Raw genomic sequence first — 25,952 nt, forward strand, 5'->3', positions numbered from 1 at the left:
CGGCCGCCCCGGTCAGGCCGTGCGCAGGAACAACCGTCGCGTCAGGTCGAACGCGACGAGGTTGCCGGCCACCACGAGCAACAGCCCGACCACCGCGAGCGGCGACCACTGGTAGCCCTCGAAGACCGTCGACACGGCAAGCGCGACGATCGGGAACAGCACCGTGCAGTATGCGGCGCGCTCGGGCCCGATCCGGCCGACGAGGGTCAGGTAAGCAGTGAACCCGATCACCGAGCCCGGCACGGCCAGATAGAGGAGCGCGCCGAGATAGCGCGGGCTCGGGTCGATCATGAACGGCAGCCCGGCCATCGCGCTGCCGACCGTCAGGATCGCCGCGCCGATCAGCATCGCCCAGCCGTTGGTCACGAGCGGGTGCAGGCCCATCGACTGCATCCGGCTCGACAGCAGGTTGCCGGCCGAGAAGCACATCGTGCCCGCGAACGCGATCGCGAGGCCCGTCCAGGTCGCGTGATCGTCGAGATGGCCGGCCATCTGCTGCCAGAACAGGCATGCGATGCCGGTCAGCCCGAGCAGCGCGCCGGCGATCGCGGACGGCCGCAGCGGGCGGCCCATGAACAGCCGGCCGTTGATCGAGTTCAGCAGCGGAGCGGTCGAGAAGATCACGGCGACGAGGCCGCTTGGCACGACCTGCTCCGAATAGTAGAAGCACAGGAAATTCAGGCAGAACAGCGCGAAGCCCTGCGCGACGAGGTAGCGCCACGCCTCGCGCGGCGGGCGCACCGGCCGGCGCATCACGCGCAGCAGCGCGAACAGCACGGCGGCCGCGAGCCAGAAGCGCCACGCGATCGACACGGGCGGCGGCACGGCGCCGAGCTGCCATTTGATCGCGATCCAGGTGGTGCCCCAGATCAGCACGGTAACGAAATAGAGCGACAGGTTCATGGCGGCAACGAAGCGGAACGAGTGAAGCGGACTCCGACTGTGCCGCCACCCTGCCCGCGCGGATTGTCCGGAATTGCGGTCTTTTTCGGGTGGCCGCACGGCGCGCTTCGCGCGCGCTTATACTCGCCCCATCATGAGTTCGCCCCTGTACGCCCCGCCCATCGACGACGCGGCTGCCCTTGCCGGCGGTGCGATGCCGTTCGGCCTGCAGTCGGTGTGCCGCACGCTCGCCGAGGCGAACGCGACGCTCGAGCGCTTCACGTGGCTCGGCGACCATCTCGCGATCGCCGAATGGACGCGCATCACCGACGAAAGCGAAACGATCTACGAACAGCCCGGCCACCACACGCTGTCGTGCTATCTGGACGGCGGCTACCGGACGGAGCGCGAACGCGTGCCGCGCTACGGCGCGCCGAGCCTGCTGTGCGCGCTGCCGGGCGACCATGAGTCGCGCTGGTGGGTGCGCGGCGAGATGCACTTCATCCACCTTTACTTCCTGCCCGAGCACTTCACGCAGCGCGCGATCCGCGAGCTCGATCGCGAGCCGCGCGAGCTGAAGCTCGCCGACCGCACCTATTTCGAGGATGCACGCGTCGCGGCGCAGTTCCGTTCGCTTGCGCTCGAACGCTGGGACGATGCCGACGGACGGCTGCGCGTCAACGAAGCCGCGCACGACGTGCTGAGCCTGCTGCTGCGCGGCCAGAGCACGACGCGCACCGATGTGCCGTTCCGCGGCGGACTCGCGCCGGCCGTGCGCCGCCGCGTGCGCGACTATATCGACAGCTACCTGTCGCAGCCGCTGACGCTCGGCGAGCTGGCGAACGTCGCCGCGCTGTCCGAATACCATTTCTCGCGGATGTTCAGGCTGTCGTTCGGGCGCGCGCCGCACGCGTGGGTGGCCGAGCAGCGGCTCGCGCGGGCGCGCCTGCTGCTGCGCACGACGGCGCTACCGCTCGCGCAGGTCGCGGCCGAGTGCGGCTACGCGAACGCCGGCCACTTCAGCCACCGCTTTCGCGACGCGCACGGCACGACGCCGAACGCGTACCGGCGCGCGATGCAGGGCGGCTGAACGCCGCACCCCGGCTGTTGTCGACGAGGCGGTTTCGTGCAGCGCACCCGCCTCGCGTCTCCCCGCTTACGTACCGCGCCGCGACAGTTCCTGCTCGAGCGCAGCCACGCCGGCCGGCAGGTCGACCGGCACCTTCAGGTCGACCATCGTGCGGCCGAACGCGTGCAGCGTGCGGAACAGGTTGTGTTCGCGGCACTGTTCGCCCATTTGCCCGATCCGCACGATCGGCAGCCCGAACGAGCCCGAAATCTCGACCTGGTACTGCTTCGAGATATGGCCGCACACCATCCCGGGCGTGAGCCCTTCGGGCGTCTCGATCCCGACCACCGAGTTGAGCCGGCAGTCCTTCGGCGCATAGAGCGCGAGCCCCATCGCCTCGACGCCCGCCTGCAGCGCGAGCGAGCAGCGCAGGTGGCGCGCGAAGCGACTTTCGAGCGTCTCCGCGCAGACGAGCCGCAGCGCCTCGTGCAGCGCGAGCACGCCCGACACCGGCGCCGTGTAGTGATAGCCCGCGTTGTGCCAGAAGTTCTCCGCGAGCGCCATGTCGAGGCACCAGTGCGCGTTCGGTTCCGGACGATGCTTCATGCGCTCCCACGCGGCGTCGGAGAATGCGATCAGCGACACACCGGGGATCGACGACAGCCCCTTCTGGCCCCCCGTGATCACCGCGTCGATGCCCCACGCGTCCATCTCGAGCGGCATCGTCGACAGCGTGCACACCGCGTCGACCACGACCAGCGCACCGGCCGCCTTCGCGAGCGCCGCGATGTCGCGCAGATCGCGGTTCCACACGGTGTTCGACGTCTCGCCCTGCACGATCGTGACGATCTCGGGCCGCTCCCGCGCGATCGCGTCCGCGATTTCGTCGAGGCTCGCGACCGAGCGGTCGGCCACCTCGAGCGTGGCGACGTCGGCGCCGACGCGCGTGGCCATCTCGGCCATCCGCGCGCTGAAGAACCCGTTGCGGATCGACAGCACGCGCGTACCGCGCCACGCGAGGTTCGAAATCGCCATCTCCATCGCGGCCGAGCCGGGGCCGGCAACGCCGAGCACCCACTTCGTGCGGGTCTGGAACACGTAGCGCGCCATCTCCTTCACCTGCTCGATGATCTTCGCCATCGTCGCGCCGAGGTGGTTGATCACGATCGTGTTCGCCTTCGCGACGGCGGCCGGGATCGGGACCGGGCCGGCCCCCATCATCAGCAGCGGTTCTTCGGGCAGGATCGCGTCGAGCGGCACGACGACGGGACAGGGAATCGGCGAGTAATCGATGGACATGGCAGGCAAGGGAGGTAGGAAGAAAACGCTCGGACGTCGTTCGCCGCACGGCACGGCCAACTGGTCGATCATTCCGCGTTCCGCGCTCGCGCGCAAGAGGCACGCGCGGCCGGGCAGCGTGACGCTGGCCCGGTCGACGGACCGGGCCAGCCGGCCGGGCCTGCGTCGCACGACCGGGTGCGCAATCCCGCAGCATTGCCGTGCGCATGCGAAACGGTTCCATCCGCGGTTCGATGTCCGCGATTTTCTCGTGCAGTATTGCGACGCGCTCCGGATGCCCGCGTTCTGCACGATACATGCATCAACCGGAATACCGGCCATCACGACGAAAATCGTGCAAGGTGGAATCGGCCCACGAAAACCAGACCCGGGCAAAAAACATCCATTATCGCAGCATCAATTGGTGAGCGATTTCACCCAATACCGCACCCCGCCACACACGATCACGCACAATACATTGATTTACATGACAAATATTCAAACAGCCGGCAGTTTCACTCAATACACTTCCGGCTATCCCCCGCACACACACACGCCACTTCCCCGCTAAATCGATACCCGCGATTTCGATTTTACGCAACCCGCCCTTTTTCTCAGGTTGACGGATATCGGTTCTGTAATGAACAATCGTCTGCAGAATCGAAATCCGATTTTTCGATATGGGCCAGAACCTGGTGTCACGCGACGTTTTTCCAGGTCGCGCAACGAAAAATCACAACCAAAATCAATCAACCGGGCCAGAAATTCGCGAGCCATGAACCAGATTCAGACCATGCGTGTGTTCGTCTGCGTCGCCGAACAGCAGAGCTTCCGGCGCGCGGCGCACCATCTAGGCGTATCCAATGCGCTCGTCACGCGCTCGATCGCGATGCTCGAGTCTCACCTGAACACGCGGTTGATCCACCGCACCACGCGCAACCTGTCGCTGACCGAGGCCGGCCTGCGCTACCTCGACGGCTGCCGTGCACTGCTCGAGGAATTCGATCATCTCGAGGCGTCCGTCGCGCACGCCGTGCGCGAGCCGGCCGGCACGCTGCGCGTGGTCGCGTCCGGCCTGCTGTCGCCGCTTGTGCTCACCCCGCTCGTCAGCAGTTTCCGGCACCGCTACCCGGAACTGCGCGTGCAGCTTACCGTCGCCGAAGGGCCGCTCGACGTGCTCGAATCCGGCTACGACGTCGGCATCGCGACGGGCAACCGGCTCGACGGCAACCCGACCCTGATCGGCCACGCACTCGCACCGAACCCGTTCGTCGCCTGCGCGGCGCCCGCGTATCTCGAACGGCGCGGCGAGCCGCGCGCACCCGACGACCTGCCGGGCCACGACTGGGTCGCGCTCGCGCCGCACCAGCATGCGCCCGCGTGGCGGCTGGTCGGCCACGACGGCGTCACGCATTCGATCACGGTGCGCCCGACCTGCACGGTCAACCAGCTGGCGCTCGTGCAGGCGGCGGCCGTCGCCGGGTCCGGCATCGCGGTGCTGCCCGAGGCGAGCATCGTCGACGCGCTCGCCACCGGCACGCTCGTGCGGCTACTGCCCGCCTACCGGATCGACGACACGGACACGCAGCTGTCCCTCGTCTACCCGAACCGCCAGTACGTGCCGGCCCGCACGCGAAGCTTCGTCGAGCACGCGCTCGAGCATTTCGGCGCACAGGCGGCCCGCGAGCGGACCGGCTACGGCTTCCTGCGCACGCCCGATCGCACCGACATCGCCACCGGCCGGCAGACGGGCCTGCAGTAAACTGCACGCGACAGCCATCGGAGGTGCAGCGTGCGTGTAATCCTGTTCAGCAGCCGGCAGTACGACGACGAATCGTTTACCGCCGCCAACCGGCAATTCGGCTATCGGCTGCACTTCCAGCCGTCGCACCTCGACGCGGAGACCGCGATCCTCGCGCACGGCTTCGAGGTCGTCTGTCCGTTCGTCAACGACACCGTCGACGCGGCCGTGCTCCAACGGCTCGCTGACGGCGGCACGCGCCTGATCGCGCTGCGCTCGGCGGGTTTCAACCACGTCGACCTGGCGGCAGCCGAGCGGCTCGGCATCGCCGTCGTGCGCGTGCCGGCGTATTCGCCGCATGCGGTTGCCGAACACGCGGTCGCATTGATCCTTGCACTCAACCGGCGGCTGCCGCGCGCGGTCGCACGCACGCGCGAAGGCGACTTCTCGCTGAACGGCCTGCTCGGCTTCGACCTGCACGGCAAGACCGTCGGCGTGGTTGGCACCGGCCTGATCGGCAGTGTGTTCGCGAAGATCATGATGGGCTTCGGGATGCACGTGCTCGCGCACTCGATGCCGCCGTACGACGACGAATTGATCGCGTTCGGCGCGCGCTACGTCGAACTCGACGAGCTGCTGCACCATTCGGACATCGTCAGCCTGCACTGCCCCCTGCTGCCGTCGACGCACCATCTGATCAACGCGCAGACGCTCGCGCGGATGAAGCACGGCGCGATGCTGATCAATACCGGCCGCGGCGGCCTCGTCGACGCGCAGGCGCTGGTCGACGCGCTCAAGAGCGGCCAGCTCGGCCATCTCGGGCTCGACGTGTACGAGGAGGAGAGCGGTCTGTTCTTCGAGGATCACTCCGACCTGCCGCTGCAGGACGACGTCCTCGCGCGCCTGCTGACGTTTCCGAACGTGATCGTCACGTCGCACCAGGCGTTCTTCACGCGCGAGGCGCTCGCCGAGATCGCGCACACGACGCTGCTGAACATCGAGGCGTGGCACGCCGGCACGCCGACCAACGTCGTCACGACGGGGCGCTGATCCACGGCGCTCGGCGCACGTGATCCGTCAACGATTCATCATTTTGTTTTGACTGATGTAACGCCGCCCGTCCGGCGTCTGCTATCGTTGCGCCGACTTCCCCCTTGCTTCTGCCGCTCATGCGTTTCGACGACTCCGCCATTGCCGCGGTCTACCGCGCGATCTTCGAACGGCGCGACATGCGCCACTTCACGCCGGCGCCCGTCGATCCGGCCACGCTCGCGCGGCTGCTGCGCGCCGCGCACCACGCGCCGAGCGTCGGCTTCATGCAGCCATGGCGCTTCATCCGCATCACCGATCCCGCGCTGCGCACCGCGATCCACGCGCTGGTCGAGGCCGAGCGCCGCGCGACCGCCGACGCACTCGGCGAGCGGCAGGACGAATTCATGCGGCTGAAGGTCGAAGGGGTGCGCGAATGCGGCGAGTTGCTGGTCGTCGCGCTGACCGACGATCGCGAGCGCCACGTGTTCGGCCGCCGCACGCTGCCGGAGATGGACCTCGCGTCCGCTGCCTGCGCGATTCAGAACATGTGGCTCGCCGCGCGCGCGGAAGGGCTCGGGATGGGCTGGGTGTCGCTGTTCGACGTCGACGCGCTGCGCACGCTGCTCGGCATGCCGGCCGGCGCGAAGCCGATCGCCGTGCTGTGCGTCGGGCATGTCGATGCGTTCTACGCGAAGCCGATGCTCGAGGAGGAGCGCTGGGCCGCGCGGATGCCGATCGAGGCATGCCTGTTCGAAAACGGCTGGGACGCACCGGTGATGCAGGCCGCCGACTGCACGGCAAACGCCGGCGCGACAGCCGGATCGTCGCCATCGCCGTCACCCGCAGTTGCCGAACCGGACGACCGCTCAGACTCGGCACCAGCCGGCGCCCTGCCCCAACACTGACCGAACCCAAGGCGCGCGCAAGGCGTCGCTCCGACCCGAATTTCGCCGCGCCGCCGCTGGCCCCCCCAATCCCACACTGGGACGCACCCCGGCCGTTACCGCGTCGCGCGCCGGCAACATCCGTTTTGGCCCCGAGCATAGGGGTTTTCACTGAAGTAGAATCGCGGCTGATGCCTCTCCGCCCCGCCCGCCCCGCGCATCCCGCGCCGACCTCGGGCCGCGGCCTTTCCGTAGCCCACCGCGATGCCGTTACCTCTCTTCGCCCTTGCCGTTGCCGCATTTGGAATCGGTACCACCGAGTTCGTGATCATGGGGCTGCTGCCCAACGTCGCCCGCGACCTCGGCGTGTCGATCCCGGCCGCCGGCATGCTCGTGTCGGGCTACGCGCTCGGCGTGACGATCGGCGCGCCGATCCTCGCGATCGTCACCGCGAAGATGCCGCGCAAGCGCGCGTTGATGGGCCTGATCGGGCTGTTCATCGCGGGCAACCTGTTCTGCGCGATCGCGCCCGGCTACGCGGTGCTGATGGCCGCGCGCGTCGTCACCGCGTTCTGCCATGGCGCGTTCTTCGGGATCGGTTCGGTGGTCGCGAGCAACCTGGTCGCGCCGAACCGGCGCGCGCAGGCGATCGCGCTGATGTTCACCGGCCTCACGCTCGCGAACGTGCTCGGCGTGCCGCTCGGCACCGCGCTCGGCCAGGCGTTCGGCTGGCGCGCGACGTTCTGGGCCGTCACCGGCATCGGCATCGCCGCGGCCGCCGCGCTCGCGGTCTGCCTGCCGAAGAACCTCGCGATGCCCGACACCAGCATCACGCGGGAATTCAGCGTGCTGAAGCACCCGCAGGTGCTGATGGTGCTCGGCATCAGCGTGCTTGCGTCCGCGAGCCTGTTCAGCGTGTTCACGTACATCACGCCGATCCTCGAGGACGTGACGGGCTTCTCGCCGCGTCAGGTGACTTACGTGCTGCTGCTGTTCGGCCTCGGCCTGACGGTCGGCGGCACGCTCGGCGGCAAGCTCGCCGACTGGCGCCGGATGCCGTCGCTGATCGCGACGCTCGCGCTGATCGGCATCGTCCTCGCGCTGTTCGCGGGCACGATGCATTTGCCGTTCGCGGCGCTCGCGACGATATTCGTGTGGGGCATCCTCGCGTTCGCGATCGTGCCGCCGCTGCAGATCCTGATCGTCGATCGCGCGAGCGACGCGCCGAATCTCGCGTCGACGCTGAACCAGGGCGCGTTCAACCTCGGCAACGCGACGGGCGCCTGGCTCGGCGGCATGGCGATCGGCTCCGGCGTGTCGCTCGTGAACCTGCCGTGGGTCGGCGTCGCGATGGTGGTCGCGGCACTGGCGCTCACGCTGTGGTCGGCGTCGCTCGAACGCCGCCCGGTCGCCGTGCCGACCGAGTACGTGTAACGCAACCCTGCTGCAATCGTTGCGCGCACAACTCCACGCGAACCTGATGGCCTTCATGGACCTTTCAGGGTCCGCGGTGTAGCATCGCGCCCGATGAAAGCCATTCTCAATCGTGATTTCCTTGCGCTGATCCTGAGCGTCGCGGTCGTCGGCCTCGGCACCGGCGCCACACTGCCGCTCACTGCGCTCGCGCTGACCGAGGCCGGACACGGCACCAACGTCGTCGGCATGCTGACCGCCGCGCAGGCCCTGGGGGGCCTCGCGATCGTCCCGTTCGTCACCGCGCTCGCGCGACACATCGGCTCGCGCCGCGCGATCGTCGTGTCGGTCGTACTGCTTGCTGCAGCCACCGCGCTGATGCAGTTCACGTCGAACCTGATCGTATGGGGTGTGCTGCGCGTGCTGTGCGGCGCGGCGCTGATGCTGCTGTTCACGATCGGCGAGGCGTGGGTCAACCAGCTCGCCGACGATTCGACGCGCGGCCGCGTGGTCGCGATCTACGCGACGAATTTCACGCTGTTCCAGATGGCGGGCCCCGTGCTCGTCAGCCAGATCGCCGGCGCGACGAGCATCCGCTTCGCGCTGTGCGGCGCACTGTTCCTGCTCGCACTGCCGACGCTCGCGACGATCCGCCGCGCGCCGCTCGCCGGCGACGACGCGCATCACGCAGCGCACGACAGCTGGCTCGCCGTGCTGCCGCGCATGCCCGCGCTGATCATCGGCACCGGCTTCTTCGCGCTGTTCGATACGCTCGCGCTGTCGCTGCTGCCGCTCTATGCGATGGATCACGGCGTCGCGAGCGCGACCGCCGTGCTGCTCGCGTCGATCATGCTGTTCGGCGATACGGCGATGCAGTTCCCGATCGGCTGGCTCGCGGACAAGCTCGGCCGCGAACGCGTGCACCTCGGCGCCGGCTGGATCGTGCTCGCCGGCCTGCCGCTGCTGCCGCTCGTGATCGCCGATCCGTGGCTGTGCTGGCCACTGCTGTTCGTGCTCGGCGCGGCGGCCGGCAGCATCTACACGCTGTCGCTGGTCGCATGCGGCGAACGCTTCCGCGGCGCGGCGCTCGTCACCGCGAGTTCGCTCGTGTCGGCATCGTGGAGCGCCGCGAGCTTCGGCGGCCCGCTGGTTGCCGGCGCGTTGATGGAGCAACTGGGCAGCAACGCGCTGATCGGCGTGCTGGTCGTCTGCGTCGCCGCGTTCGTCGCGGCCGCGCTGTGGGAACGACGCGCCGCGTTGCAGCGCGCGGTCTGACATTGGCGCGCACGCCGCAGCGCGCCGCCCGGACGACGACGGCGCGAACACGCGCCGCCGGGCCACGGATACGCCGGTCACACGCCGAAAACGACGACGGCCCGCGCAATGCGGGCCGTCGTGCTCATGATCGCTACGTTGCGCGTTACGCCTTCAACGCCGGCAAGATCTTGCCGACACACGTGCCGAAGCCGACGCGATAGCCGTCGCCCTGGCACCATCCGGCGAGCGTGAGCTCGTCGCCGTCCTCGATGAACGCGCGGCTGCCGCCGCCGTTCAGCGCGAGCGGCTCCTTGCCGTTCCACGTCAGTTCGAGCAGGCTGCCGAACGAATCTTTCGTCGGCCCGCTGATCGTGCCCGATCCCATCAGGTCGCCGACGCGCGCGTTGCAGCCCGCGACCGTGTGATGCGCGAGCTGCTGCGCCATCGTCCAGTACATGTGCTTGAAGTTGGTGCGGCAGATCGACGTCGCTTCGGCGGCACCCTCCGCGCGCAGCGTCACTTCGAGCGCGATGTCGAACGCATGCTTGCCCGCATGCCGCAGATACGCGAGCGGCTGCGGCGACTGTTCGGGCTGCTCGACGCGAAACGGTTCGAGCGCGTCGAGCGTGACGATCCACGGCGAGATCGTCGTCGCGAAGGTCTTCGCGTTGAACGGGCCGAGCGGCACGTATTCCCACTGCTGGATATCGCGCGCGCTCCAGTCGTTCAGCAGCACCATCCCGAAGATATGCGCTTCGGCATCTTCACACGCGATCGGCTCGCCGAGCGCGTTGCCGCGGCCGACGATGAAGCCCGTTTCCAGTTCGATGTCGAGCTTGCGGCATGCGCCGAACACCGGACGCTCCTGGTCGGGCAGCTTCAATTGGCCGTTCGGGCGCCGCACCGGCGTGCCGCTCACGACCACCGACGACGCTCGGCCGTTGTAGCCGATCGGCATCTCCGACCAGTTCGGCAACAGCGCATTCTTCGGATCGCGGAACATCGAGCCGACGTTGGTCGCATGCTCCTTCGACGAATAGAAATCGGTGTAGCCGGGAATGTCGACCGGCAGGTGCAGCGTCGCGTCGCGCTGCGCGACGAGCACCTGCGCGCGCAGCGCCGCGTCGTCACGCAGCCGCGCGTTCTCGCGCGAGAACAGGTCCGACAGTTGCACGCGCACGCTGCGCCATGCGTCGCGGCCGAGCGCGATGAATGCGTTGAGCGTCGGTGCGGCGAACGCCTCGGCACCGGCGGGCAGCGTCACGAGGCCCGCACGCGCGAGCGCGGCGAGGTCGACGACCTGGTCGCCGAGCGCGACGCCCGCGCGGCGCGCCGGTTGCTTCGCATCGCTGAAGATCCCGAACGGCAGGTTCTGGATCGGGAAATCGCAGGCGGGATCGTTCGCCGTCTCGACCCAGCTCTTGCGGGCCGGGTCGAGCGTCGCGCGCCAGTCTTGGGTATCGCTCATCGTTGCTCCGGATTGAAGTGTTTCTTGATGCCTTGCCAGCATTCGAAGTAGTCGGCCTGCAGCTGCGCGGTGTCGAGCGCGTAGCGCGTCGGCCGGATCAGCGTGCGGGTTTCGAACATGAACGCCATCGTCGCGTCGACCTTGTGCGGCTTCGTCGTGTCGCTCGCCGATGCCTTCTCGAACGTATCCGCATCCGGCCCGTGGCCCGACATGCAGTTGTGCAGGCTCGCGCCGCCCGGCACGAAGCCTTCGGCCTTCGCGTCGTAAGCGCCGTGCACGAGCCCCATGAACTCGCTCGCGACGTTGCGGTGGAACCAGGGCGGGCGGAACGTATCCTCGGCCGCGAGCCAGCGCGGCGGGAAGATCACGAAGTCGATCGAGTCGACGCCGGGCGTGTCGCTCGGCGACTGCAGCACGAGGAAGATCGACGGATCGGGATGGTCGAAGCTGATCGAGCCGATCGTGTTGAACAGGCGCAGGTCGTATTTGTACGGCGCGTAGTTTCCGTGCCACGCAACGACGTCGAACGGCGAATGTCCGATATCCGCGCGCCATAGGCGCCCGTTCAGCTTCGCGACCAGCTCGAATGCGCCCTCGCGATCCTCGTACGCGGCCTGCGGCGTGAGGAAATCGCGCGGGTTCGCGAGCCCGTTCGAGCCGATGGGGCCGAGGTCCGGCAGACGCAGCAGCGCGCCGAAGTTCTCGCAGATGTAACCGCGCGCATCGCCGTCCGGCAGCGCGACGGAAAAACGCACGCCGCGCGGAATCACCGCGATCTCGAACGGCTCGATGTCGAGCTGGCCGAACTCGGTCGCGATGAAGAGCCGCCCCTGCTGCGGCACGATCAGCAGTTCGCCGTCGGCGCTGTAGAAGAAGCGGTCCTGCATCGAGCGGTTCGCGGCGTACAGGTGGATCGCGCAGCCGTTCATCGCGGCCGCCGAGCCGTTGCCGGCCATGGTCACGAGCCCTTCGACGAAATCGGTCGGTTCGACCGGCATCGGCAGCGGATCCCAGCGCAGCTGGTTCGGCGGCGTCGGCGGCACGTCGGCCGAGTCGCCGAATTCCGACACGAGCCGCTGCGTGCCCGTGAACGGCTCGAACGGCCGGTGCACGGCCGCCGGCCGGATCCGGTACAGCCACGAGCGGCGGTTGTGGCTGCGTGGCGCGGTAAACGCGGTGCCCGACAGTTGCTCCGCATACAGCCCGTACGGCGCGCGCTGCGGCGAGTTGCGGCCATGCGGCAGCGCGCCGGGCAGTGCCTCGGTCGCGAATTCGTTCGCGAAACCGCTCAGGTAGCCGGCGTTCGCCGGTTTCGACAGGTCAAGCGTCATCGTTTCCTTTCTCCATCAATTCATGGCGGCATTCGGCGCCTGCGCACCGCTGCGCCGCGTTACGCCGGCCAGTCCCAGCACGAACAGCGCCGAGCACAGCACGGGCACCGCGGCTGCGTGGAACAGCGCGCCGTTGGTCCAGTTGAGCGCAATCAGTTGTCCGCCGACGAGCGGCCCGAGCACCGAGCCGATCCGGCCGATGCCGAGGCTCCAGCCGATGCCGGTCGAGCGCAGCGACGTCGGGTAATACTGGCCCGCGAGCGCATTCACGGCTGGCTGCCCGCCGACCACGCAGAATCCGCCCGCGAACACGACAATCAGCAGCCACGGCAGCGCATGGGCGACGGAGCCGATCAGTCCGACCGAGACGGCCGCGCACGCGAAGCACGCGAACAGCACGCGCACGAAGCCGTGGCGTTCGATGAACCAGCCGAGCGACAGCGTGCCGATCACGCCGCCCGTCTGCAGCACCGTGCCGACGATCACCGCCGTGCCCGGCGAATAGCCCGCGTCGCGCATCACGGTCGGCAGCCAGTTCGACAGGAAGTACAGGTCGATCAGGTTCATGAAGCTGATGGCCCACAGCAGCAGCGTGACCGGCAGGCGCCCATGGCGGAACAGCTCGGCGACCGGCGCACCGCTCGCCGCGCGCTCGCGCACGACGAGGCGCGTGCTCGCGTCGATGCCGGCCTGCGGCGCGAAGCGCGCGAGCCAGGCGCGGGCCTGCGCGTCGCGCCCTTTCAGCACCAGGAACTGCAGCGACTCGGGCAGCCGCGCGAGCATCGCGAGCGTCAGCACGAGCGGCACCGCGCCGCCGACGAAGAACACCGAGCGCCAGCCGAGCGCCGGAATCAGCGCGGCGCTGATGAAGCCGCCGATCGCGGCGCCGAGCGTGAAGCCGCACGACACGATCATCATCCGCTTCACGCGATGCGCGGCCGGGCTGAATTCGCCGACCAGCGCCATCGCGTTCGGCATGATGCAGCCGAGGCCGAGGCCCGTGACGAAGCGCAGCGCCATCAGCACGGGAATCGAGCTTGCGAACGGCGTCGCGAGCATCGTCACCGCGAAGAACAGCGTCGAGCCGATCAGCACCGGGCGCCGCCCGATCCGGTCGGCCAGCACCGACAGCCCGAGCGCGCCGAGCAGCATCCCGAACAGGCTCGCGCTGAACACCGGGCCGAGCGCCTGCTTCGGCACGCCCCATTCGGCGATCACGCTCGGCGCGACGTAGCCCATCGCCTGCGCATCGAAGCCGTCGATCACGAGACACAGCCCGCACAACGCGAGCAGCATCCAGTGAAAGCCAGGGCGATGAGTCTCGTCGATCACGCGCTCGACTTCGAGCACGCGCGCGTCGGCCGGCGCCGCGCTCATTGCGCCACCTCGGCGGCCGGATGCACGGGCGGCGTCACGCCCTGGCGCGCGAGCGCCATCGCTTCGCGCAGCACGTCGGCATCGCCGATCTGGTTCGCGAGCAGCAGGATCAGCTTCGCGTTGACGAGCTGGCTGTCGGCGTCGGACAGGTCGCGATGCATGTCGATCAGCGCTTCGTAGAACGCGTCCGGATCGGCCAGGCGCGGGCGGGTATCGAGTCGGGGCATGACGGGTGTCTCCGGTATCGTTGTCGTGTTCAATGCGGTGTTCCGCGCGCGCAGGTCGCGCGCGCCAGCGCGTCGGCGATCGCCTGGCGCTCGAGCGAGCGCATCCGCGCGCAGACGTGCTGGTCGGGGCGCAGCAGGTAGAACGTGCCGGGCTTCGCGTCGTAGCGTTGCGCGGCGAAACCGTCGACGTCCTCCACGACGTCGACGCCAGCCACCGGTTGCGCGTGTCCGGCCGGCACGATCAGCACCGGCCGCACCGGCAGCGCCAGGCCGTCGAGTGCCTGCGCGAGCGCGGCGGCGTCGCCCGGCAGGCCGAACAGCATGCCCGCGAAGCCATCGCCCAGGTGCCGCAGCAGCCAGCCCGACGCGCCGTGCGCGCGCACCGGCGCATCGGCCGCCGCCGCGCCCGGCCGCATCGCGCACGCGAACGCGTCACCGTTGCGGTCCGGCGTATTCAGCGGCGAATCGGCCAGCACGGCCGGCACTGACAGGCGGCCGCTGTTCACGAGCTTGCGCGCGAACTCGCAGTCACGCGCGAGCTTCAGCGTCGCGTCGCGGAACACGCGCGACACCGCGCTCTTCGGCGTGATGAAGTCGGTCGAGCGCGTCGAGTTGCGGATGTTCTCGTCAGCCGCGAACTCGCGCTCGCTCGCATACGTGTCGAGCAGGCGGTCGTCCGCGCGGCCGTCGAGCACGAGCTTCAGTTTCCACGCGAGGTTGTCCGCGTCCTGCACGCCGCTGTTCGCGCCGCGCGCGCCGAACGGCGACACGCCGTGCGCGGAATCGCCCGCGAACAGCACGCGGCCGTGCCGGAACGTATCCATCCGCTGGCAGCGGAACGTATAGACGCTCACCCATTCCAGCTCGAACTCGGCGTCCGGCCCGAGCAGCGCGCGCACGCGCGGGATCACGCGCTCCGGCTGCTTCTCGGCGACCGGATCGGCGTCCCAGCCGAGCTGGAAGTCGATGCGCCAGACGTTGTCGGGCTGGCGGTGCAGCAGCACCGACTGGTTGCGGTGGAACGGCGGATCGAACCAGAACCAGCGCTCGGTCGGGAATTCCGCCTTCACCTTCACGTCGGCGATCAGGAAGCGGTCCTTGAATGTGCGGCCGCGGCTCTCGAGGCCCATTGCCGCGCGCATCGGGCTGCGCGAGCCGTCGGCCGCGATCACGTACTGCGCGCGCAGCGTCTCGATGCCTTCCGGCGTCTCGACGGTGAGCGTGGCGTGTTCCGCCGATTGCGCGACACCCGTCACCTTGTGCTTCCAGCGGATGTCGATGTTCGGCAGCGCGAACGCGCGCTCGGCCAGATAGCCTTCGACGTAGTACTGCTGCAGGTTGATGAATGCGGGACGCGCATGGCCTTCCTCCGGCAGCAGGTCGAACGCATACAGCTGTTCGTCCTGCAGGAACACCTTGCCGACGTGCCAGCTCACGCCCTTGTCGACGAAACGCTCGCCGCAGCCGAGCCGATCGAAGATCTCGAGCGTGCGCTTCGCGAAGCAGATCGCGCGCGAGCCCGTCGACAGCGTGTCGTCGTCGTCGAGCAGCACGACCGGCACGCCCTGCTGCGCGAGGTCGATCGCGGCCGACAGGCCCACCGGGCCCGCCCCGACCACCACCACCGGGTGGATGGCGGTGTCATCGCCGGCGCCCCGCGTCGCGCGCGGCCGGTAGTCGAACTTCAGCGTCTGGTAATCGATGCTCATGGTCGCCATCCGCTCCTCAGCCCTGCCGTCCGCGCGCCGACGCGCGCCGCGTCGTCCCGCTCATGCCCGTTGCCCGCCGCTGCCGCGGCCCGCCCTGCCTCGCCCACTTGCTGTCAACCGCCACGTCTCGCTCCTTGCTTCCTGTTGATTCGATTCGGGAAACGGCGCCGCTCCGGGCGCCCGAACGCCGCTTTTCTTGATCGGCGACAAATCTTTGGATTTACGAATAGTAAAACCAATTACGAATAGTGAAATCAACGTAAACCCTAGCCATCGGCTCGAGGACGGGATAACCATATGAGCGAAACGCCAAGCCGAGCCGGGCGTGCGCTGCTAATATCAAGGCACGAGGCGGCCCTTTCGGCCGCCATTTTTCCTTCCTACGCCGATGATTCCGCCCAACATTCCCGAGCTGATCGTCCGTGCCGGGCAATTGCCGTATCTGCGGGAACACCTCGCGCTCGCCGAGGGCGGCACCGCGTGCGCAATCCTGCCGGAGCGCACGCTCGCGAGCGCCTATGAACCGATCTACGACGTGACGATGCCCGGCGCGCCGCAGTCGACGTCGTTTGCTGACGCGATCGAGCGCTACGGCGACGAACTCGGCTTCCAGGCCGTCACGCTGGTCACGGGCACGCCGCACGACCCGGTCGACTCCGCTGTCGACGACCAGACGCTCGTCGCGATCGACCGGCTGTCGCGCGCGCTGCACGCGATCAACTTCTTCGGCGCGCAACGACACGGGCTGCTGTTCCTGCGCGTACACGAACGGCTGCTCAAGAGCGTGAAGTACGACCACGGCAAGCATTTTTCGTCGGTGCTGCAGCGCTTCGGGCTGCCGACCGAGCGAATCGTGATCGAGCTGCCGGCGGTCGCGGTCGCGCACAAGACCTTCCTCGGCTACCTGACGCGCAGCTACCAGCATCACGGCTTCAAGGTCGCGGACAAGCTGCCCGACCCGGGCCGGATCCTCGCGGTTGAATCGGAGATGGCGCGGCCCGACTACATCAAGATGGATGCGGGCATCGCGCTGCGCGACGGGATGGTGAAGGCGCTGGTCGCGTATGCGCAGCGCGTGCGGATTCCGCTGATCTTCGACGGCGTCGTCGACGAGACGCAGTGCGAGCTGCTGCGCCAGCACGACGTGCGGTTCATGCAGGGGCCGGTGTTCGCGAAGGTCGTCCCGGCCTGAGCGGGCGGGTGCCCGGCCCGCGCGGGGCGCGGCACGCCGGATGGCGGAATCCGACGCCCGGATTGCTTCGGGAATCGGGGGCGGCGGGCATCGCCGCCCGAAACCGGCCGGTTCCTCTTCCGTTCATGCGTGAAAGGTAGAACGCACTTGCGCGCGGATTCGATGCCGACACGGCGACGGCCGCAGCCTATGCCGTTCCGCCATCGTCGAATTTCGGCAGATCGTCGTCGATCTCGATGCCCGGGAAGCGATCCCCGTACCAGACGTGCCACGCGGGACGCAGCCGCGCCGGCTCGTCGAGCGTTGCATAGTTGATTTCCACGGTCGTCGGCGCATCGGTCAGGCGGTACTCCAACTGCGCGCCGCAGCGGCCGCAAAAGCGCCGCTCGCCCCACGCGCTCGACGCATAGACCGTCGGCTCACCCCGCAGGTATTCGAATGCGTCGAGCGGCACCGATGCCGACGCGACGACCGCCGCCCCCGTCGTGCGCTGACAGAGCCGGCAATGGCAAAAGCCTGCGTCGGCCGGAATGCCGGCGATCCGGTAGCGGATCGCCCCGCATGCGCAACCGCCTTCCATGGTTTCCGGGTGGGACATCGCGAACCTCGTCATCGTCGGGGAACCGGTGGACGATGATGAGCGCGGTTCGCGCGCGGTGCAACCGGCTGCGGCGCCCCCTCCGGTGCCCGATCGGCCCGGCGACGCGCCGCTTGCGGCGACCGTTTCAGACCGTCTGCCCGAGCCGCTGCGCGAGCGCCTTCAGCTTCGGTCCGACCTGCGTGCGGAACACGTCCTCGTCCATCGACGACGCAGGCCCGCTGCAGCTCAGGATCAGCCAGCGCCCCTCGCGCGGTTCGCGAAACGGCACGGCCGCCGCGTTCACGTCCATGTGCCACGCGCGGAACGAATAGCAGCATCCGCCCGCGGAGAACTCGGCCACCGCGTCCCGCGCGGCCGCGACGAGCGCATCCGCGTCGGCCGCGCCGCCGGCGGCCCGGTGCAGATCCGCATAGAGCGCGCGGCGCACGTCCTCCGGCTGCACGGCCAGGTACGCGCGCCCCATCGAGCTCGTCAGCATCGACAGCCGCGAGCCGGGCGCAAGCCCGAGCGTCAGCGCGGTTTCGCTGCGGATCGTCTCCAGATAGATCATGTCGAGCCCGTCGCGGCAGCCGAGCGACACGGCCGCGCCGATCTCGCGCGCAAGCGCCTGCATGTGCGGCCGGGCGAGATCGAGCGTCCCCGAGCCGGACAGCAGCGCGTAGCCGAGCGACAGCACGCCGGCGTCGAGCGCATACTTTCCGAGCGTCTCGTCATAGCGCAGGTAGCCGAGCACGGTCAGCGTATAGGCGAGCCGGTTCACCGTCGCCTTGGGCAGCCCGGTGCGCTCCGCGAAGTCGCGATTGCCGAGCATCGTCTCGCCGGGCCGGAATGCGCGCAGCAGGTCGAGCCCGCGCGCGAGCGCAACGACGAACTTGCGCTCGTCGATCGTGGTTTCGTCGATGGTTGAAAGCGTCATGTGATGCTACACTGGGTTCGTTTTGCAAAACATTGTTCCGCACAGCGGAACTATAGTCAAGCGAACGTTAGATATCGGGGCAGGCCGCGAGCGCCAACCCGGGACCGACCGCAAAGCATGGGATCAGGGCAAGCGCTGACGCGCCCACCCCGGCCAACAGGAGATGACACGATGAGCGCTGCAACTTTTCATTGGGACGATCCGCTGTTGCTCGACCAGCAACTGACCGAAGAAGAGCGGATGGTGCGCGATGCCGCGCACGCGTATGCGCGGGACAAGCTCGCGCCGCGCGTCACCGAGGCGTTCCGCCATGAACGCACCGACGCCGAGATCTTCCGCGAGATGGGTGAGATCGGCCTGCTCGGCCCGACGATTCCGGAAGAGTACGGCGGCCCCGGCCTCAATTACGTGAGTTACGGGCTGATCGCGCGCGAAGTCGAGCGCGTCGACTCCGGCTACCGCTCGATGATGTCCGTTCAGTCGTCGCTCGTGATGGTGCCGATTCACGAATTCGGCTCGGACGCGCAGAAGCAGAAATACTTGCCGAAGCTCGCGACCGGCGAATGGATCGGCTGCTTCGGCCTGACCGAGCCGAACCATGGCTCCGACCCGGGCAGCATGGTCACACGCGCGACGAAGGTGCCCGGCGGTTATTCGCTGTCCGGCTCGAAGATGTGGATCACCAACTCGCCGATCGCCGACGTGTTCGTCGTGTGGGCGAAACTGGAAGAAAACGGCAAGGACGCGATCCGCGGCTTCATCCTCGAGAAGGGCTGGAAGGGCCTGTCGGCGCCGGCGATCCACGGTAAGGTCGGGCTGCGCGCGTCGATCACCGGCGAGATCGTCCTCGACGAAGTGTTCGTGCCCGAAGAGAACCTGATGCCGAACGTGAGCGGCCTGCGCGGCCCGTTCACGTGCCTGAACTCGGCGCGCTACGGGATTGCCTGGGGCGCGCTCGGCGCGGCCGAGTCGTGCTGGCACACCGCGCGTCAGTATGTGCTCGACCGCAAGCAGTTCGGCCGGCCGCTCGCCGCGAACCAGCTGATCCAGAAGAAGCTCGCCGACATGCAGACCGAAATCACGCTCGGCCTGCAAGGCGTGCTGCGTCTCGGCCGGATGAAAGACGAAGGCACGGCGGCCGTCGAAATCACGTCGATCATGAAACGCAACTCGTGCGGCAAGGCGCTCGACATCGCGCGACTCGCGCGCGACATGCTCGGCGGCAACGGCATCTCGGACGAATTCGGCGTCGCGCGCCATCTCGTCAACCTCGAAGTGGTGAACACGTACGAAGGCACGCACGACATCCACGCGCTGATCCTCGGCCGTGCGCAGACGGGCATCCAGGCGTTCTTCTGATCGTCCGGATGCGGCGTCGTACGCGGCAGTGCCGCGGCGTACGCGCAAAAAGATACGGCCCGCCCGGCATGACTGCCGGACGGGCCGTTTTTCATCGGATCCGCGCTTCGGGCCGCCGGCCCGGTACCGCGTTCACCCGCCGCTGCTTACTTGTTCGGCTGTGGCGTGAGGCGCAGGTACGGACGCACCGCGTTGAAACCCTTCGGGAAACGCTTCTTCAGCTCTTCCGGATCCTGCAGCGACGGCACGATCACGACGTCATCGCCGTCCTTCCAGTTGCCGGGCGTCGCGACCTTGTAGTTGTCGGTCAGCTGCAGCGAGTCGATCACGCGCAGCACTTCGTCGAAGTTGCGGCCGGTGCTGGCCGGATAGGTGATGGTGAGCCGCACCTTCTTGTTCGGGTCGATCACGAACAGCGAGCGCACCGTCAGCGTTTCGTTCGCGTTCGGGTGGATCATGTCGTACAGCTGCGACACCTTGCGGTCCGCGTCGGCGATGATCGGGAAACCGACGACGGTCGACTGCGTTTCGTTGATGTCGTTGATCCAGCCCTTGTGCGATTCGACGCCGTCGACCGACAGCGCGATCACCTTCACGTTGCGTTTCTCGAATTCGCCCTTCAGCTTCGAGGTCAGCCCGAGTTCAGTCGTGCACACCGGCGTGTAGTCGGCCGGGTGCGAGAACAGGACGCCCCAGCTGTCGCCCAGCCACTCGTGAAACTTGATGGGGCCCAGGCTCGATTCCTGCTCGAAATCCGGTGCGATGTCACCAAGACGCAGACTCATGATGTTCCCTCCTCGAACGATGCTGGTTGAAACCGCGCGCTGGACGGCGCGGGACAGTCCATCAGCTTACGGGAAGCAATGGGCGACGCGAACGATTATTCTGTTTGATATTCATACTTTTTTGTCATTTTTACCCGGTATCGGGACACGACCGACGGCCACAAGGGAAACTTTTCGCAGCATTTGTGGCTCTGTCAATGCTAACGAGTCATTTACCATGTGGTCTTGCACCGCCGCCGCGTGTCTTCCCGGCTCGCCAGCAGGCAAGGGTTTCGCTACGATGTGAACCTGCAGCATGACAGCATGAAGGGAGTTGCAATGTCGGAAATCAACAAGGAGAAGCTGATGTCGGATATCAAAACCGTTCTCGCGGACGCCGAGGATCTGCTCAAGCAGGCAGCGAGCAGCACGGGCGACCGTGCGGCCGAGCTGCGCGAGAAAGCCATGTCGCGCCTGAAACAGGCCAAGGAAAAGGCAACCGACGTCCAGGTCGTGGTGGTCGAGAAAGGCAAGAAGGCCGCGCGCGCGACCGACGACTACGTGCACGAGCATCCGTGGACGTCGATCGGCGTCGCTGCCGGCGTCGGCGTGCTGATCGGCCTGCTGATCAACCGCAAGTAACGCGCTCAACGCCGTTCCGCCCCATGTGCCGCCCGGTGCGGCGTATGGGTGCCGAAGCCAGCCGGCGGTCCGCCCCGGCCGGCTTTGCCCTAGCCGCTCATTGCGCGCACAAGCGCCTCATCCATGACGACAGACACCCACCCGCAGCCGTCCGGCCAGGGACCGCTGCGCCGCCTCGTCGGTTCCGCAATCGGCCTCCTGCAAACGCGCCTCGAACTGGTCGGCATCGAACTCGCCGAGGAGAAGGAACGCCTGATGGGCGTGCTGTTCCTCGGGCTCGCGGCCATGATGCTCGCGACGATGGCGCTCATCAGCCTGACCGTGCTCGTCACGATCGCGTTCTGGGACACCTATCGCTGGCAGTCGCTCGCGGCCATCACCGCGCTGTACGCGATCGCGGGCATCGGATGTGCATTGAAAGCGCGTTCGGGCCTGCGCGACGCGCCGACCGTGTTCGAGGCGACGCTCGCCGAGCTCGATAAAGATCGCGAAATTTTCCGCGGCAAGCCGTGAACGCAGTCGCGTTCCCCTCCCTCACCTACTTCGCCGACGCGCCATGAGCCAGAACGTCACGGGCCATTCAACCCGCCCCCATTCGTCGCGATCGAACTGGAGCGCGTCGCAGCATCGCGCACTCCGCAAGGAATTGCTGATCCTGCGATCCGAGGTCGAACGGCTCGAGCTTGCCGAAGCCGCCGCCGAAATGCGCCACGCCGTCACGCGCTTCAGTTGGCTCAAGGTATTCGTCCCCGGCCTGTCGGGCACCGGCTTCAGCCAGTCCGCCAAGAACTTGAACGCGAGCCTCGGCCAACTCGTCAACCAGTACCCGATGTTGAGTTCGCTCGCGTCGCTCGTGCTGGCGAAACCCATACGCTCGCTGCTACGCGCGAGCGCTGGCCCCGCGCTGAAATGGGGCTCCGTCGGCTTCGCTGCATGGGAGATCTACCGGATCTGGAAACAGTCGCGCGACGAGCGCAACCCTGCCACGAACGACGACTGACACGCAACGACAGGCGCGCATGGGCCCGGCGCCGTTGCGCGTTTTCCGTGCGTGATCGCGTGATCAACGCACGCCCCAGCATGTCCGCTCCCGTGCGTCAGCGTCGGCGTCAGCATCGTTAGATCCTGCATTGCCTTTCGTCCCGTCCGCGCGCAGCGTGAAAGCACCGCATGCGTCGTCGCGCATCGGGCCTGCATCGAGCGGGCGTGCAATGAGTTCGTAGGCCACCGGTGCATCGTCGCCGGCTGCTCGCCGCAGCGCGATGTCGTAGACCGCCTGCCCGTCCGGGGGCGCCTGCGAATATGCGTCTGGCAGCGTCCGTGGCGGCGGGCCGTCGAGCGTTTCGAGATACTGAGCCGCGCGGTAGAGCGCAGCGACCGCGGATGCGCGATGCACACGCGCGACGTGCTCGCGATACGACGGAATACCCCACCCGGCCAGGGCGGCGACGATCGCGAGCACGATCATCAGTTCGAGCAACGTGAACGCCACCGATCGGCGCAGCAATGGAGACCGTTTCATCGATGAACCGCCGCGACGCGACGCCAGCGCAGTGCAACGATGCGTCCGTGTCGCACCGCGACCTGGCTCTGCAGCCAGACCACGCTTGACGCATGGCCACCGACACCACGCGCGGTGACGAGGTACGCACGACTCCCTCGAGGGCCGACGCCTCGCCAGGCTTCGATCAGGCAACGCGGCGGCTGGGCCGCCATCGGCCAGGATGCAAACGGCGCGAATGCTTCGGCGACACCCAGCGCGGTCGCACGCCGCCACGCGTCCGGCTCGGCGGATGACGCGAGCTCGTCGATGTACGGCGCCCCGCCTCGAAGCAATCGCGCCGTGCAGGCTGCGACCGCCGCATCGGCTGCGTGAAATGCAATCAGCCGGTCCGACAATGCACGTGTGCGGCGCGATTCCGTCAATGCGGATTCGAACCATGTGCCGGTCAGCGCGGCGACCGCCGCGCCAACCGCGATCACGGCAGGCAGTGCAAGGCCTGCGTCGCGACGCCAGTGGCGGCTGGTGGACGGAAAGCGTGTGCGTGATGTTGTTCCGCTCAGCATGGGACCCTCACCGCGTGCCGCATGTCGCGGAACGCCACGGCGCGCTGCCTTTCGAAACCAGCCGCGATTCGCATTGCGAGCTGGTCGACGAATCGGTTCGCGTCGATCATCGCAACACCCCATGATCCTGCGCCGCATCACCCACGGGATCGGTGGATGCGACCGCGGCATTGCGCAACGCGACGATTCGATGCAGCGCCAGATGCGCGCGACCGTCCGACGAAACGGCCGTGCGGCCGTCGCAATCGACATGACGCGCGGGCCCGTGCGTCGGTTCGCCACGCGCACGCACGCATACATGCACGGCAACGACATCGCGCCAGTCGCCGCTGCCCATCACCCCCGCGTCGACGAACTGCGCGGCTTCGCGACGGAGGTAACGCACGCGCAGTTGATCGATGCCGGACACGACGGGTTGCGGCGTACCCGGGCGCCCGCTTCCCTCGCAGTACAACTCGGGCTCACCCGTCGACGGGCTGACATGCGCGTCGAAACGATTTTCCACGAGCGGCCGCTCACCAGGCGCGCCAACACCCTGCCCGAGACAATCCGTCACCTGTGCCCCAATCGTCGGCCACGTCGACACGGCATCGCCGACATACCGAACCAGCAATGCATCCGACGCTGCGCGCATGGCTTCGCAGCGCACCTTCGCTCCGTTGCCTCGCACGCGCCCCGCGGAACAGCCGAACACAGGCGGTAACGATGGCGGCCCTTCGACATCGAGCGGACGAAACCCGGCCATCTGGATCTGCTCGCCGATCAGCATCAGTGCGGTCGCGGCCGCATCGCGCATCCGGAACCCGTCTTCCGCTCGCCGCTGCGCGACGCGCTGGGCGTGATACAGCGCACCGGCAGCGGCAAGCACCAGCAGACCGACCGTCATCGCGATCATCACTTCGAGCAGCGTATGCGCGCGGCTGCGGCGTTCACCGTTCATCGGCATTGACCTCGGCCTCCCGAAACGGAATCCGCACGCACGACGGTGGCCCGACCGTTGCCCGCGCACTTTCGCAGCGCGCCGATGTCAGCGCGTGGGCGTGAGCGTCACGCCAGCCGACCGTCACGTAGCGGACACCCGCCGGCCCATCGTCGAGCGCCGTCGTGCCGCCGGGCAACGATGCGGACGCGAGCGCCGCGATGCCGTCGTCGGCGCCTGCCACTGCGTGCCGGCGCTCAATGCGAGCATCGGCCAGCCACAGCGCGCGTTCACGCCAGATCGTCGCCCGCTGCGCGCGCGTCATCGCAAGCTGGCTGCCGGCCACGGCCAGCATCACGGTTGCAAGTAGCGCGACAGCCAGCACCGCTTCGAGCAGCGACGTGCCGTGCATCGATTTGCGCGCGCGCTTCATGCCGCTTCGCAACGACCGGTGACGACGCGCGCCCGGCCGCCTGCCGCGATCCGGACGCAGCGCGACACGCGTGTGTCGTCGCCGGACAGCGTACGCTGCGGACGCAACTCGAAACGTCTGATCCCGCCAAGCACCTGACCCGCCGGCGGAGCAAATGCCAGATCGTGCGCCGCCCCCACGACAGCGATGTCGGCATCGCGCGGATAGCGCCGCAGCACGCGCGACCGTCCGTCGAACTGCCCGCTGACGATCCATCCGCACGACCATCCCGGCAGGTCGCACCGCTCGCCTGAACGCACGCAATCGCCGTCGCGCCCGGCCCTGCACAGCGTGACGCGCACGCCGAGACGTGTTGCTTCGGTGCGCGCGAACGACAGCGCGCCGAGCAACGCACGCGTGCGTGCATCCACACGTTCACGCATGTGCCACTGATCGAATGCAGGTGCTGCGTATAGCCCGATCGCGGCTGCGAGCGCGATCGCGACCATCAGCTCGACGAGCGTAAAGCCGCCGCAGCATCGCACGCGTTGTTCAACGCCCTGTCGGTGCAGTCCCATCGCCATCGCCCTCCGTCAACGTGATGCGACGACTGTAGCGACGCAAGCAGACACGCGCCATTAGCCGAACGGCCGACTGGCGACATGCGATCGCGGCCGACACAATCGGCGCGAACTGAACCCACGGAGAAGACGATGAACGGACGCAGCGCGTCAGCGCTTACGCGGAGGTTTGGAGGGGGACGCGCGACGGAACTCTTCGATCACGTCGGCAAATTCGGAAACATCCTCGAACCGGCGGTAAACCGATGCGAAACGGACATAGGCGATCGTATCGAGGCCGCGCAACTCGTTCATCACGAGTTCGCCAAGCTTCTCGCTACGCACTTCACGCTCGCCGGTCGCAAGCAGTTGGTATTCGATACGGGCAACCGCCGCGTCGATCGCGTCAGCCGCAACCGGCCGCTTGCGCAGCGCGAGTTGCATGCTAGCGACGATCTTGCGACGGTCGAATTCCGTGCGGCTGCCGTCCTTCTTCACGACGGCCGGCAGGTTCAGCTCGACCCGCTCGTACGTCGTGAAGCGCTTGTCGCAAGCCGAGCAACGACGGCGCCGACGAATCGCGGCGCCATCTTCGGACACACGCGAGTCGACGACCTGCGTGTCCTCGTGCCGGCAGAACGGGCAGCGCATGCTGGATCAGCGATAAACCGGGAAACGCTTGGTCAGCTCGGCTACTTGCGCGCGCACGCGCTCGATCGTCGCTGCGTCTTCCGGGTTCTCGAGCACGTCGGCGATCAGGTTGCCGACCTGCTCGGCTTCCGCCGGGCCGAAGCCGCGCGTCGTCATCGCCGGCGAACCCAGACGGATCCCGCTCGTCACGAACGGCTTTTC

General features: G+C 67.8%; 28 protein-coding genes and 1 pseudogene. 12 read left to right on the forward strand and 17 right to left on the reverse strand.

Features of this window, described 5'->3' with window-relative positions:
• Positions 1-12 precede the first annotated feature (12 nt).
• On the reverse strand, positions 13-903 hold the full coding sequence (locus DIE08_RS19690) for a DMT family transporter (protein ID WP_108064726.1): 891 nt from the start codon (positions 901-903) through the stop codon (positions 13-15).
• Between the two features lie 133 nt (positions 904-1,036).
• On the opposite strand from DIE08_RS19690, the gene DIE08_RS19695 reads away from it, so the two are divergent.
• Positions 1,037-1,972: an AraC family transcriptional regulator gene (locus DIE08_RS19695; RefSeq protein WP_124903114.1), complete on the forward strand. Its 936-nt coding sequence runs from the start codon at positions 1,037-1,039 to the stop codon at positions 1,970-1,972.
• A 66-nt stretch (positions 1,973-2,038) separates the two neighbouring features.
• Here the strand turns inward: DIE08_RS19695 and DIE08_RS19700 are convergent, their stop codons facing one another.
• The gene (locus tag DIE08_RS19700; RefSeq protein WP_059604498.1) at positions 2,039-3,250 is read right to left on the reverse strand and encodes an alanine--glyoxylate aminotransferase family protein; all 1,212 of its coding nucleotides are present in this window, start codon (positions 3,248-3,250) and stop codon (positions 2,039-2,041) included.
• Between DIE08_RS19700 and DIE08_RS19705 the strand changes: the two genes are divergently transcribed.
• From DIE08_RS19705 to DIE08_RS19730, 6 genes are all read left to right on the forward strand, one after another.
• Complete coding sequence (locus tag DIE08_RS19705) at positions 3,243-3,800, forward strand: hypothetical protein (protein WP_124903116.1); 558 nt, start codon at positions 3,243-3,245, stop codon at positions 3,798-3,800. The two genes, DIE08_RS19700 and DIE08_RS19705, sit on opposite strands and share 8 nt — an antisense overlap.
• A 204-nt stretch (positions 3,801-4,004) precedes the next feature.
• Entirely contained in the window at positions 4,005-4,991 is a 987-nt protein-coding gene (locus DIE08_RS19710; RefSeq protein WP_124903118.1) for a LysR family transcriptional regulator, read from the forward strand.
• A 30-nt stretch (positions 4,992-5,021) separates the two neighbouring features.
• A complete protein-coding gene (locus DIE08_RS19715; protein WP_124903120.1) occupies positions 5,022-6,020 on the forward strand; it encodes a 2-hydroxyacid dehydrogenase in 999 nt (332 codons plus the stop codon).
• A 119-nt stretch (positions 6,021-6,139) separates the two neighbouring features.
• Positions 6,140-6,907 carry a 5,6-dimethylbenzimidazole synthase gene (gene bluB, locus DIE08_RS19720; protein WP_124903156.1) on the forward strand — a complete coding sequence of 256 codons (768 nt, stop codon included), beginning with the start codon at positions 6,140-6,142 and terminating at the stop codon, positions 6,905-6,907.
• A gap of 243 nt (positions 6,908-7,150) precedes the next feature.
• On the forward strand, positions 7,151-8,320 hold the full coding sequence (locus DIE08_RS19725) for an MFS transporter (RefSeq protein ID WP_124903122.1): 1,170 nt from the start codon (positions 7,151-7,153) through the stop codon (positions 8,318-8,320).
• 93 nt (positions 8,321-8,413) lie between these two features.
• Positions 8,414-9,574 (forward strand): MFS transporter, encoded by a 1,161-nt coding sequence (locus DIE08_RS19730; RefSeq protein ID WP_124903124.1) that lies wholly within the window; start codon positions 8,414-8,416, stop codon positions 9,572-9,574.
• 145 nt (positions 9,575-9,719) lie between these two features.
• Here DIE08_RS19730 and fahA read toward each other — a convergent pair whose 3' ends face one another.
• From fahA to DIE08_RS19755, 5 genes are read right to left on the reverse strand one after another with little or no spacing between them, the layout of a single operon-like run.
• Positions 9,720-11,024, reverse strand: a complete 1,305-nt coding sequence (gene fahA / locus DIE08_RS19735; protein WP_124903126.1) for a fumarylacetoacetase — start codon at positions 11,022-11,024, stop codon at positions 9,720-9,722.
• The gene (hmgA, locus tag DIE08_RS19740; RefSeq protein WP_124903128.1) at positions 11,021-12,355 is read right to left on the reverse strand and encodes a homogentisate 1,2-dioxygenase; all 1,335 of its coding nucleotides are present in this window, start codon (positions 12,353-12,355) and stop codon (positions 11,021-11,023) included. The genes fahA and hmgA overlap by 4 nt, the downstream gene beginning before the upstream one ends.
• 15 nt (positions 12,356-12,370) lie before the next feature.
• Positions 12,371-13,732, reverse strand: a complete 1,362-nt coding sequence (locus DIE08_RS19745) for an MFS transporter (protein WP_124903130.1) — start codon at positions 13,730-13,732, stop codon at positions 12,371-12,373.
• A complete protein-coding gene (locus tag DIE08_RS19750) occupies positions 13,729-13,959 on the reverse strand; it encodes a DUF2783 domain-containing protein (RefSeq protein WP_014897947.1) in 231 nt (76 codons plus the stop codon). The genes DIE08_RS19745 and DIE08_RS19750 overlap by 4 nt, the downstream gene beginning before the upstream one ends.
• Before the next feature lie 29 nt (positions 13,960-13,988).
• Positions 13,989-15,677, reverse strand: coding sequence for an FAD-dependent oxidoreductase (locus DIE08_RS19755; protein ID WP_124903132.1), 1,689 nt, complete (start codon positions 15,675-15,677; stop codon positions 13,989-13,991).
• Positions 15,678-16,056: 379 nt separating this feature from the next.
• Here DIE08_RS19755 and DIE08_RS19765 point away from each other — a divergent pair, with 379 nt between their 5' ends.
• Complete coding sequence (locus DIE08_RS19765) at positions 16,057-16,860, forward strand: EAL domain-containing protein (protein WP_124629547.1); 804 nt, start codon at positions 16,057-16,059, stop codon at positions 16,858-16,860.
• Between the two features lie 187 nt (positions 16,861-17,047).
• Here DIE08_RS19765 and DIE08_RS19770 read toward each other — a convergent pair whose 3' ends face one another.
• The gene (locus tag DIE08_RS19770; protein WP_059604558.1) at positions 17,048-17,458 is read right to left on the reverse strand and encodes a GFA family protein; all 411 of its coding nucleotides are present in this window, start codon (positions 17,456-17,458) and stop codon (positions 17,048-17,050) included.
• Between the two features lie 127 nt (positions 17,459-17,585).
• On the reverse strand, positions 17,586-18,377 hold the full coding sequence (locus tag DIE08_RS19775; protein ID WP_059604464.1) for an IclR family transcriptional regulator: 792 nt from the start codon (positions 18,375-18,377) through the stop codon (positions 17,586-17,588).
• Positions 18,378-18,548: 171 nt separating this feature from the next.
• Between DIE08_RS19775 and DIE08_RS19780 the strand changes: the two genes are divergently transcribed.
• Positions 18,549-19,736 carry an acyl-CoA dehydrogenase gene (locus DIE08_RS19780; protein WP_124903134.1) on the forward strand — a complete coding sequence of 396 codons (1,188 nt, stop codon included), beginning with the start codon at positions 18,549-18,551 and terminating at the stop codon, positions 19,734-19,736.
• A 146-nt stretch (positions 19,737-19,882) separates the two neighbouring features.
• Here DIE08_RS19780 and DIE08_RS19785 read toward each other — a convergent pair whose 3' ends face one another.
• Positions 19,883-20,521, reverse strand: a complete 639-nt coding sequence (locus DIE08_RS19785; RefSeq protein ID WP_034182833.1) for a peroxiredoxin — start codon at positions 20,519-20,521, stop codon at positions 19,883-19,885.
• A 318-nt stretch (positions 20,522-20,839) separates the two neighbouring features.
• Here DIE08_RS19785 and DIE08_RS19790 point away from each other — a divergent pair, with 318 nt between their 5' ends.
• The 3 genes from DIE08_RS19790 to DIE08_RS19800 all read left to right on the forward strand — a co-directional run bounded on the left by DIE08_RS19790 (position 20,840) and on the right by DIE08_RS19800 (position 22,142).
• On the forward strand, positions 20,840-21,142 hold the full coding sequence (locus tag DIE08_RS19790) for a YqjD family protein (RefSeq protein WP_006754606.1): 303 nt from the start codon (positions 20,840-20,842) through the stop codon (positions 21,140-21,142).
• 123 nt (positions 21,143-21,265) lie between these two features.
• Positions 21,266-21,655 carry a phage holin family protein gene (locus DIE08_RS19795; RefSeq protein ID WP_059604455.1) on the forward strand — a complete coding sequence of 130 codons (390 nt, stop codon included), beginning with the start codon at positions 21,266-21,268 and terminating at the stop codon, positions 21,653-21,655.
• Positions 21,656-21,698: 43 nt separating this feature from the next.
• Entirely contained in the window at positions 21,699-22,142 is a 444-nt protein-coding gene (locus DIE08_RS19800; RefSeq protein ID WP_124629545.1) for a DUF3318 domain-containing protein, read from the forward strand.
• 63 nt (positions 22,143-22,205) lie between these two features.
• Here DIE08_RS19800 and DIE08_RS19805 read toward each other — a convergent pair whose 3' ends face one another.
• The 7 genes and pseudogenes from DIE08_RS19805 to glyA all read right to left on the reverse strand — a co-directional run.
• Complete coding sequence (locus DIE08_RS19805) at positions 22,206-22,664, reverse strand: type IV pilin protein (protein ID WP_124903136.1); 459 nt, start codon at positions 22,662-22,664, stop codon at positions 22,206-22,208.
• Positions 22,661-23,209: a pilus assembly protein gene (locus DIE08_RS19810; RefSeq protein WP_124903138.1), complete on the reverse strand. Its 549-nt coding sequence runs from the start codon at positions 23,207-23,209 to the stop codon at positions 22,661-22,663. The genes DIE08_RS19805 and DIE08_RS19810 overlap by 4 nt, the downstream gene beginning before the upstream one ends.
• Positions 23,210-23,315: 106 nt before the next feature.
• The gene (locus tag DIE08_RS19815) at positions 23,316-24,155 is read right to left on the reverse strand and encodes a PilW family protein (protein WP_124903140.1); all 840 of its coding nucleotides are present in this window, start codon (positions 24,153-24,155) and stop codon (positions 23,316-23,318) included.
• On the reverse strand, positions 24,139-24,561 hold the full coding sequence (locus DIE08_RS19820; RefSeq protein ID WP_124903142.1) for a hypothetical protein: 423 nt from the start codon (positions 24,559-24,561) through the stop codon (positions 24,139-24,141). The genes DIE08_RS19815 and DIE08_RS19820 overlap by 17 nt, the downstream gene beginning before the upstream one ends.
• Entirely contained in the window at positions 24,558-25,118 is a 561-nt protein-coding gene (locus DIE08_RS19825; protein WP_124903144.1) for a GspH/FimT family pseudopilin, read from the reverse strand. The genes DIE08_RS19820 and DIE08_RS19825 overlap by 4 nt, the downstream gene beginning before the upstream one ends.
• Positions 25,119-25,271: 153 nt before the next feature.
• Positions 25,272-25,751 (reverse strand): transcriptional regulator NrdR, encoded by a 480-nt coding sequence (nrdR, locus tag DIE08_RS19830; RefSeq protein ID WP_006760615.1) that lies wholly within the window; start codon positions 25,749-25,751, stop codon positions 25,272-25,274.
• 6 nt (positions 25,752-25,757) lie between these two features.
• Positions 25,758-25,952, reverse strand: a pseudogene (gene glyA / locus DIE08_RS19835) (serine hydroxymethyltransferase); the annotation flags it as partial.

The organism is Burkholderia sp. Bp9004 (genome assembly GCF_003858025.1).
Taxonomy (GTDB): Bacteria; Pseudomonadota; Gammaproteobacteria; order Burkholderiales; family Burkholderiaceae; genus Burkholderia; species Burkholderia diffusa.

Coding starts and splice junctions, on each gene's coding strand:
- DIE08_RS19775 (WP_059604464.1), bottom strand. CDS start 18,377: ATGACGCTTTCAACCATCGACGAAACCACGATCGACGAGCGCAAGTTC.
- DIE08_RS19770 (WP_059604558.1), bottom strand. CDS start 17,458: ATGTCCCACCCGGAAACCATGGAAGGCGGTTGCGCATGCGGGGCGATC.
- DIE08_RS19795 (WP_059604455.1), top strand. CDS start 21,266: ATGACGACAGACACCCACCCGCAGCCGTCCGGCCAGGGACCGCTGCGC.
- DIE08_RS19825 (WP_124903144.1), bottom strand. CDS start 25,118: ATGGGACTGCACCGACAGGGCGTTGAACAACGCGTGCGATGCTGCGGC.
- hmgA (WP_124903128.1), bottom strand. CDS start 12,355: ATGACGCTTGACCTGTCGAAACCGGCGAACGCCGGCTACCTGAGCGGT.
- DIE08_RS19705 (WP_124903116.1), top strand. CDS start 3,243: ATGGACATGGCAGGCAAGGGAGGTAGGAAGAAAACGCTCGGACGTCGT.
- DIE08_RS19725 (WP_124903122.1), top strand. CDS start 7,151: ATGCCGTTACCTCTCTTCGCCCTTGCCGTTGCCGCATTTGGAATCGGT.
- DIE08_RS19695 (WP_124903114.1), top strand. CDS start 1,037: ATGAGTTCGCCCCTGTACGCCCCGCCCATCGACGACGCGGCTGCCCTT.
- fahA (WP_124903126.1), bottom strand. CDS start 11,024: ATGAGCGATACCCAAGACTGGCGCGCGACGCTCGACCCGGCCCGCAAG.
- DIE08_RS19755 (WP_124903132.1), bottom strand. CDS start 15,677: ATGGCGACCATGAGCATCGATTACCAGACGCTGAAGTTCGACTACCGG.
- DIE08_RS19820 (WP_124903142.1), bottom strand. CDS start 24,561: ATGAAGCGCGCGCGCAAATCGATGCACGGCACGTCGCTGCTCGAAGCG.
- DIE08_RS19815 (WP_124903140.1), bottom strand. CDS start 24,155: ATGCCGATGAACGGTGAACGCCGCAGCCGCGCGCATACGCTGCTCGAA.
- DIE08_RS19800 (WP_124629545.1), top strand. CDS start 21,699: ATGAGCCAGAACGTCACGGGCCATTCAACCCGCCCCCATTCGTCGCGA.
- DIE08_RS19780 (WP_124903134.1), top strand. CDS start 18,549: ATGAGCGCTGCAACTTTTCATTGGGACGATCCGCTGTTGCTCGACCAG.
- DIE08_RS19730 (WP_124903124.1), top strand. CDS start 8,414: ATGAAAGCCATTCTCAATCGTGATTTCCTTGCGCTGATCCTGAGCGTC.
- DIE08_RS19745 (WP_124903130.1), bottom strand. CDS start 13,732: ATGAGCGCGGCGCCGGCCGACGCGCGCGTGCTCGAAGTCGAGCGCGTG.
- DIE08_RS19805 (WP_124903136.1), bottom strand. CDS start 22,664: ATGAAACGGTCTCCATTGCTGCGCCGATCGGTGGCGTTCACGTTGCTC.
- DIE08_RS19700 (WP_059604498.1), bottom strand. CDS start 3,250: ATGTCCATCGATTACTCGCCGATTCCCTGTCCCGTCGTCGTGCCGCTC.
- DIE08_RS19765 (WP_124629547.1), top strand. CDS start 16,057: ATGATTCCGCCCAACATTCCCGAGCTGATCGTCCGTGCCGGGCAATTG.
- bluB (WP_124903156.1), top strand. CDS start 6,140: ATGCGTTTCGACGACTCCGCCATTGCCGCGGTCTACCGCGCGATCTTC.
- DIE08_RS19750 (WP_014897947.1), bottom strand. CDS start 13,959: ATGCCCCGACTCGATACCCGCCCGCGCCTGGCCGATCCGGACGCGTTC.
- DIE08_RS19710 (WP_124903118.1), top strand. CDS start 4,005: ATGAACCAGATTCAGACCATGCGTGTGTTCGTCTGCGTCGCCGAACAG.
- DIE08_RS19690 (WP_108064726.1), bottom strand. CDS start 903: ATGAACCTGTCGCTCTATTTCGTTACCGTGCTGATCTGGGGCACCACC.
- DIE08_RS19810 (WP_124903138.1), bottom strand. CDS start 23,209: ATGCTGAGCGGAACAACATCACGCACACGCTTTCCGTCCACCAGCCGC.
- DIE08_RS19790 (WP_006754606.1), top strand. CDS start 20,840: ATGTCGGAAATCAACAAGGAGAAGCTGATGTCGGATATCAAAACCGTT.
- DIE08_RS19785 (WP_034182833.1), bottom strand. CDS start 20,521: ATGAGTCTGCGTCTTGGTGACATCGCACCGGATTTCGAGCAGGAATCG.
- nrdR (WP_006760615.1), bottom strand. CDS start 25,751: ATGCGCTGCCCGTTCTGCCGGCACGAGGACACGCAGGTCGTCGACTCG.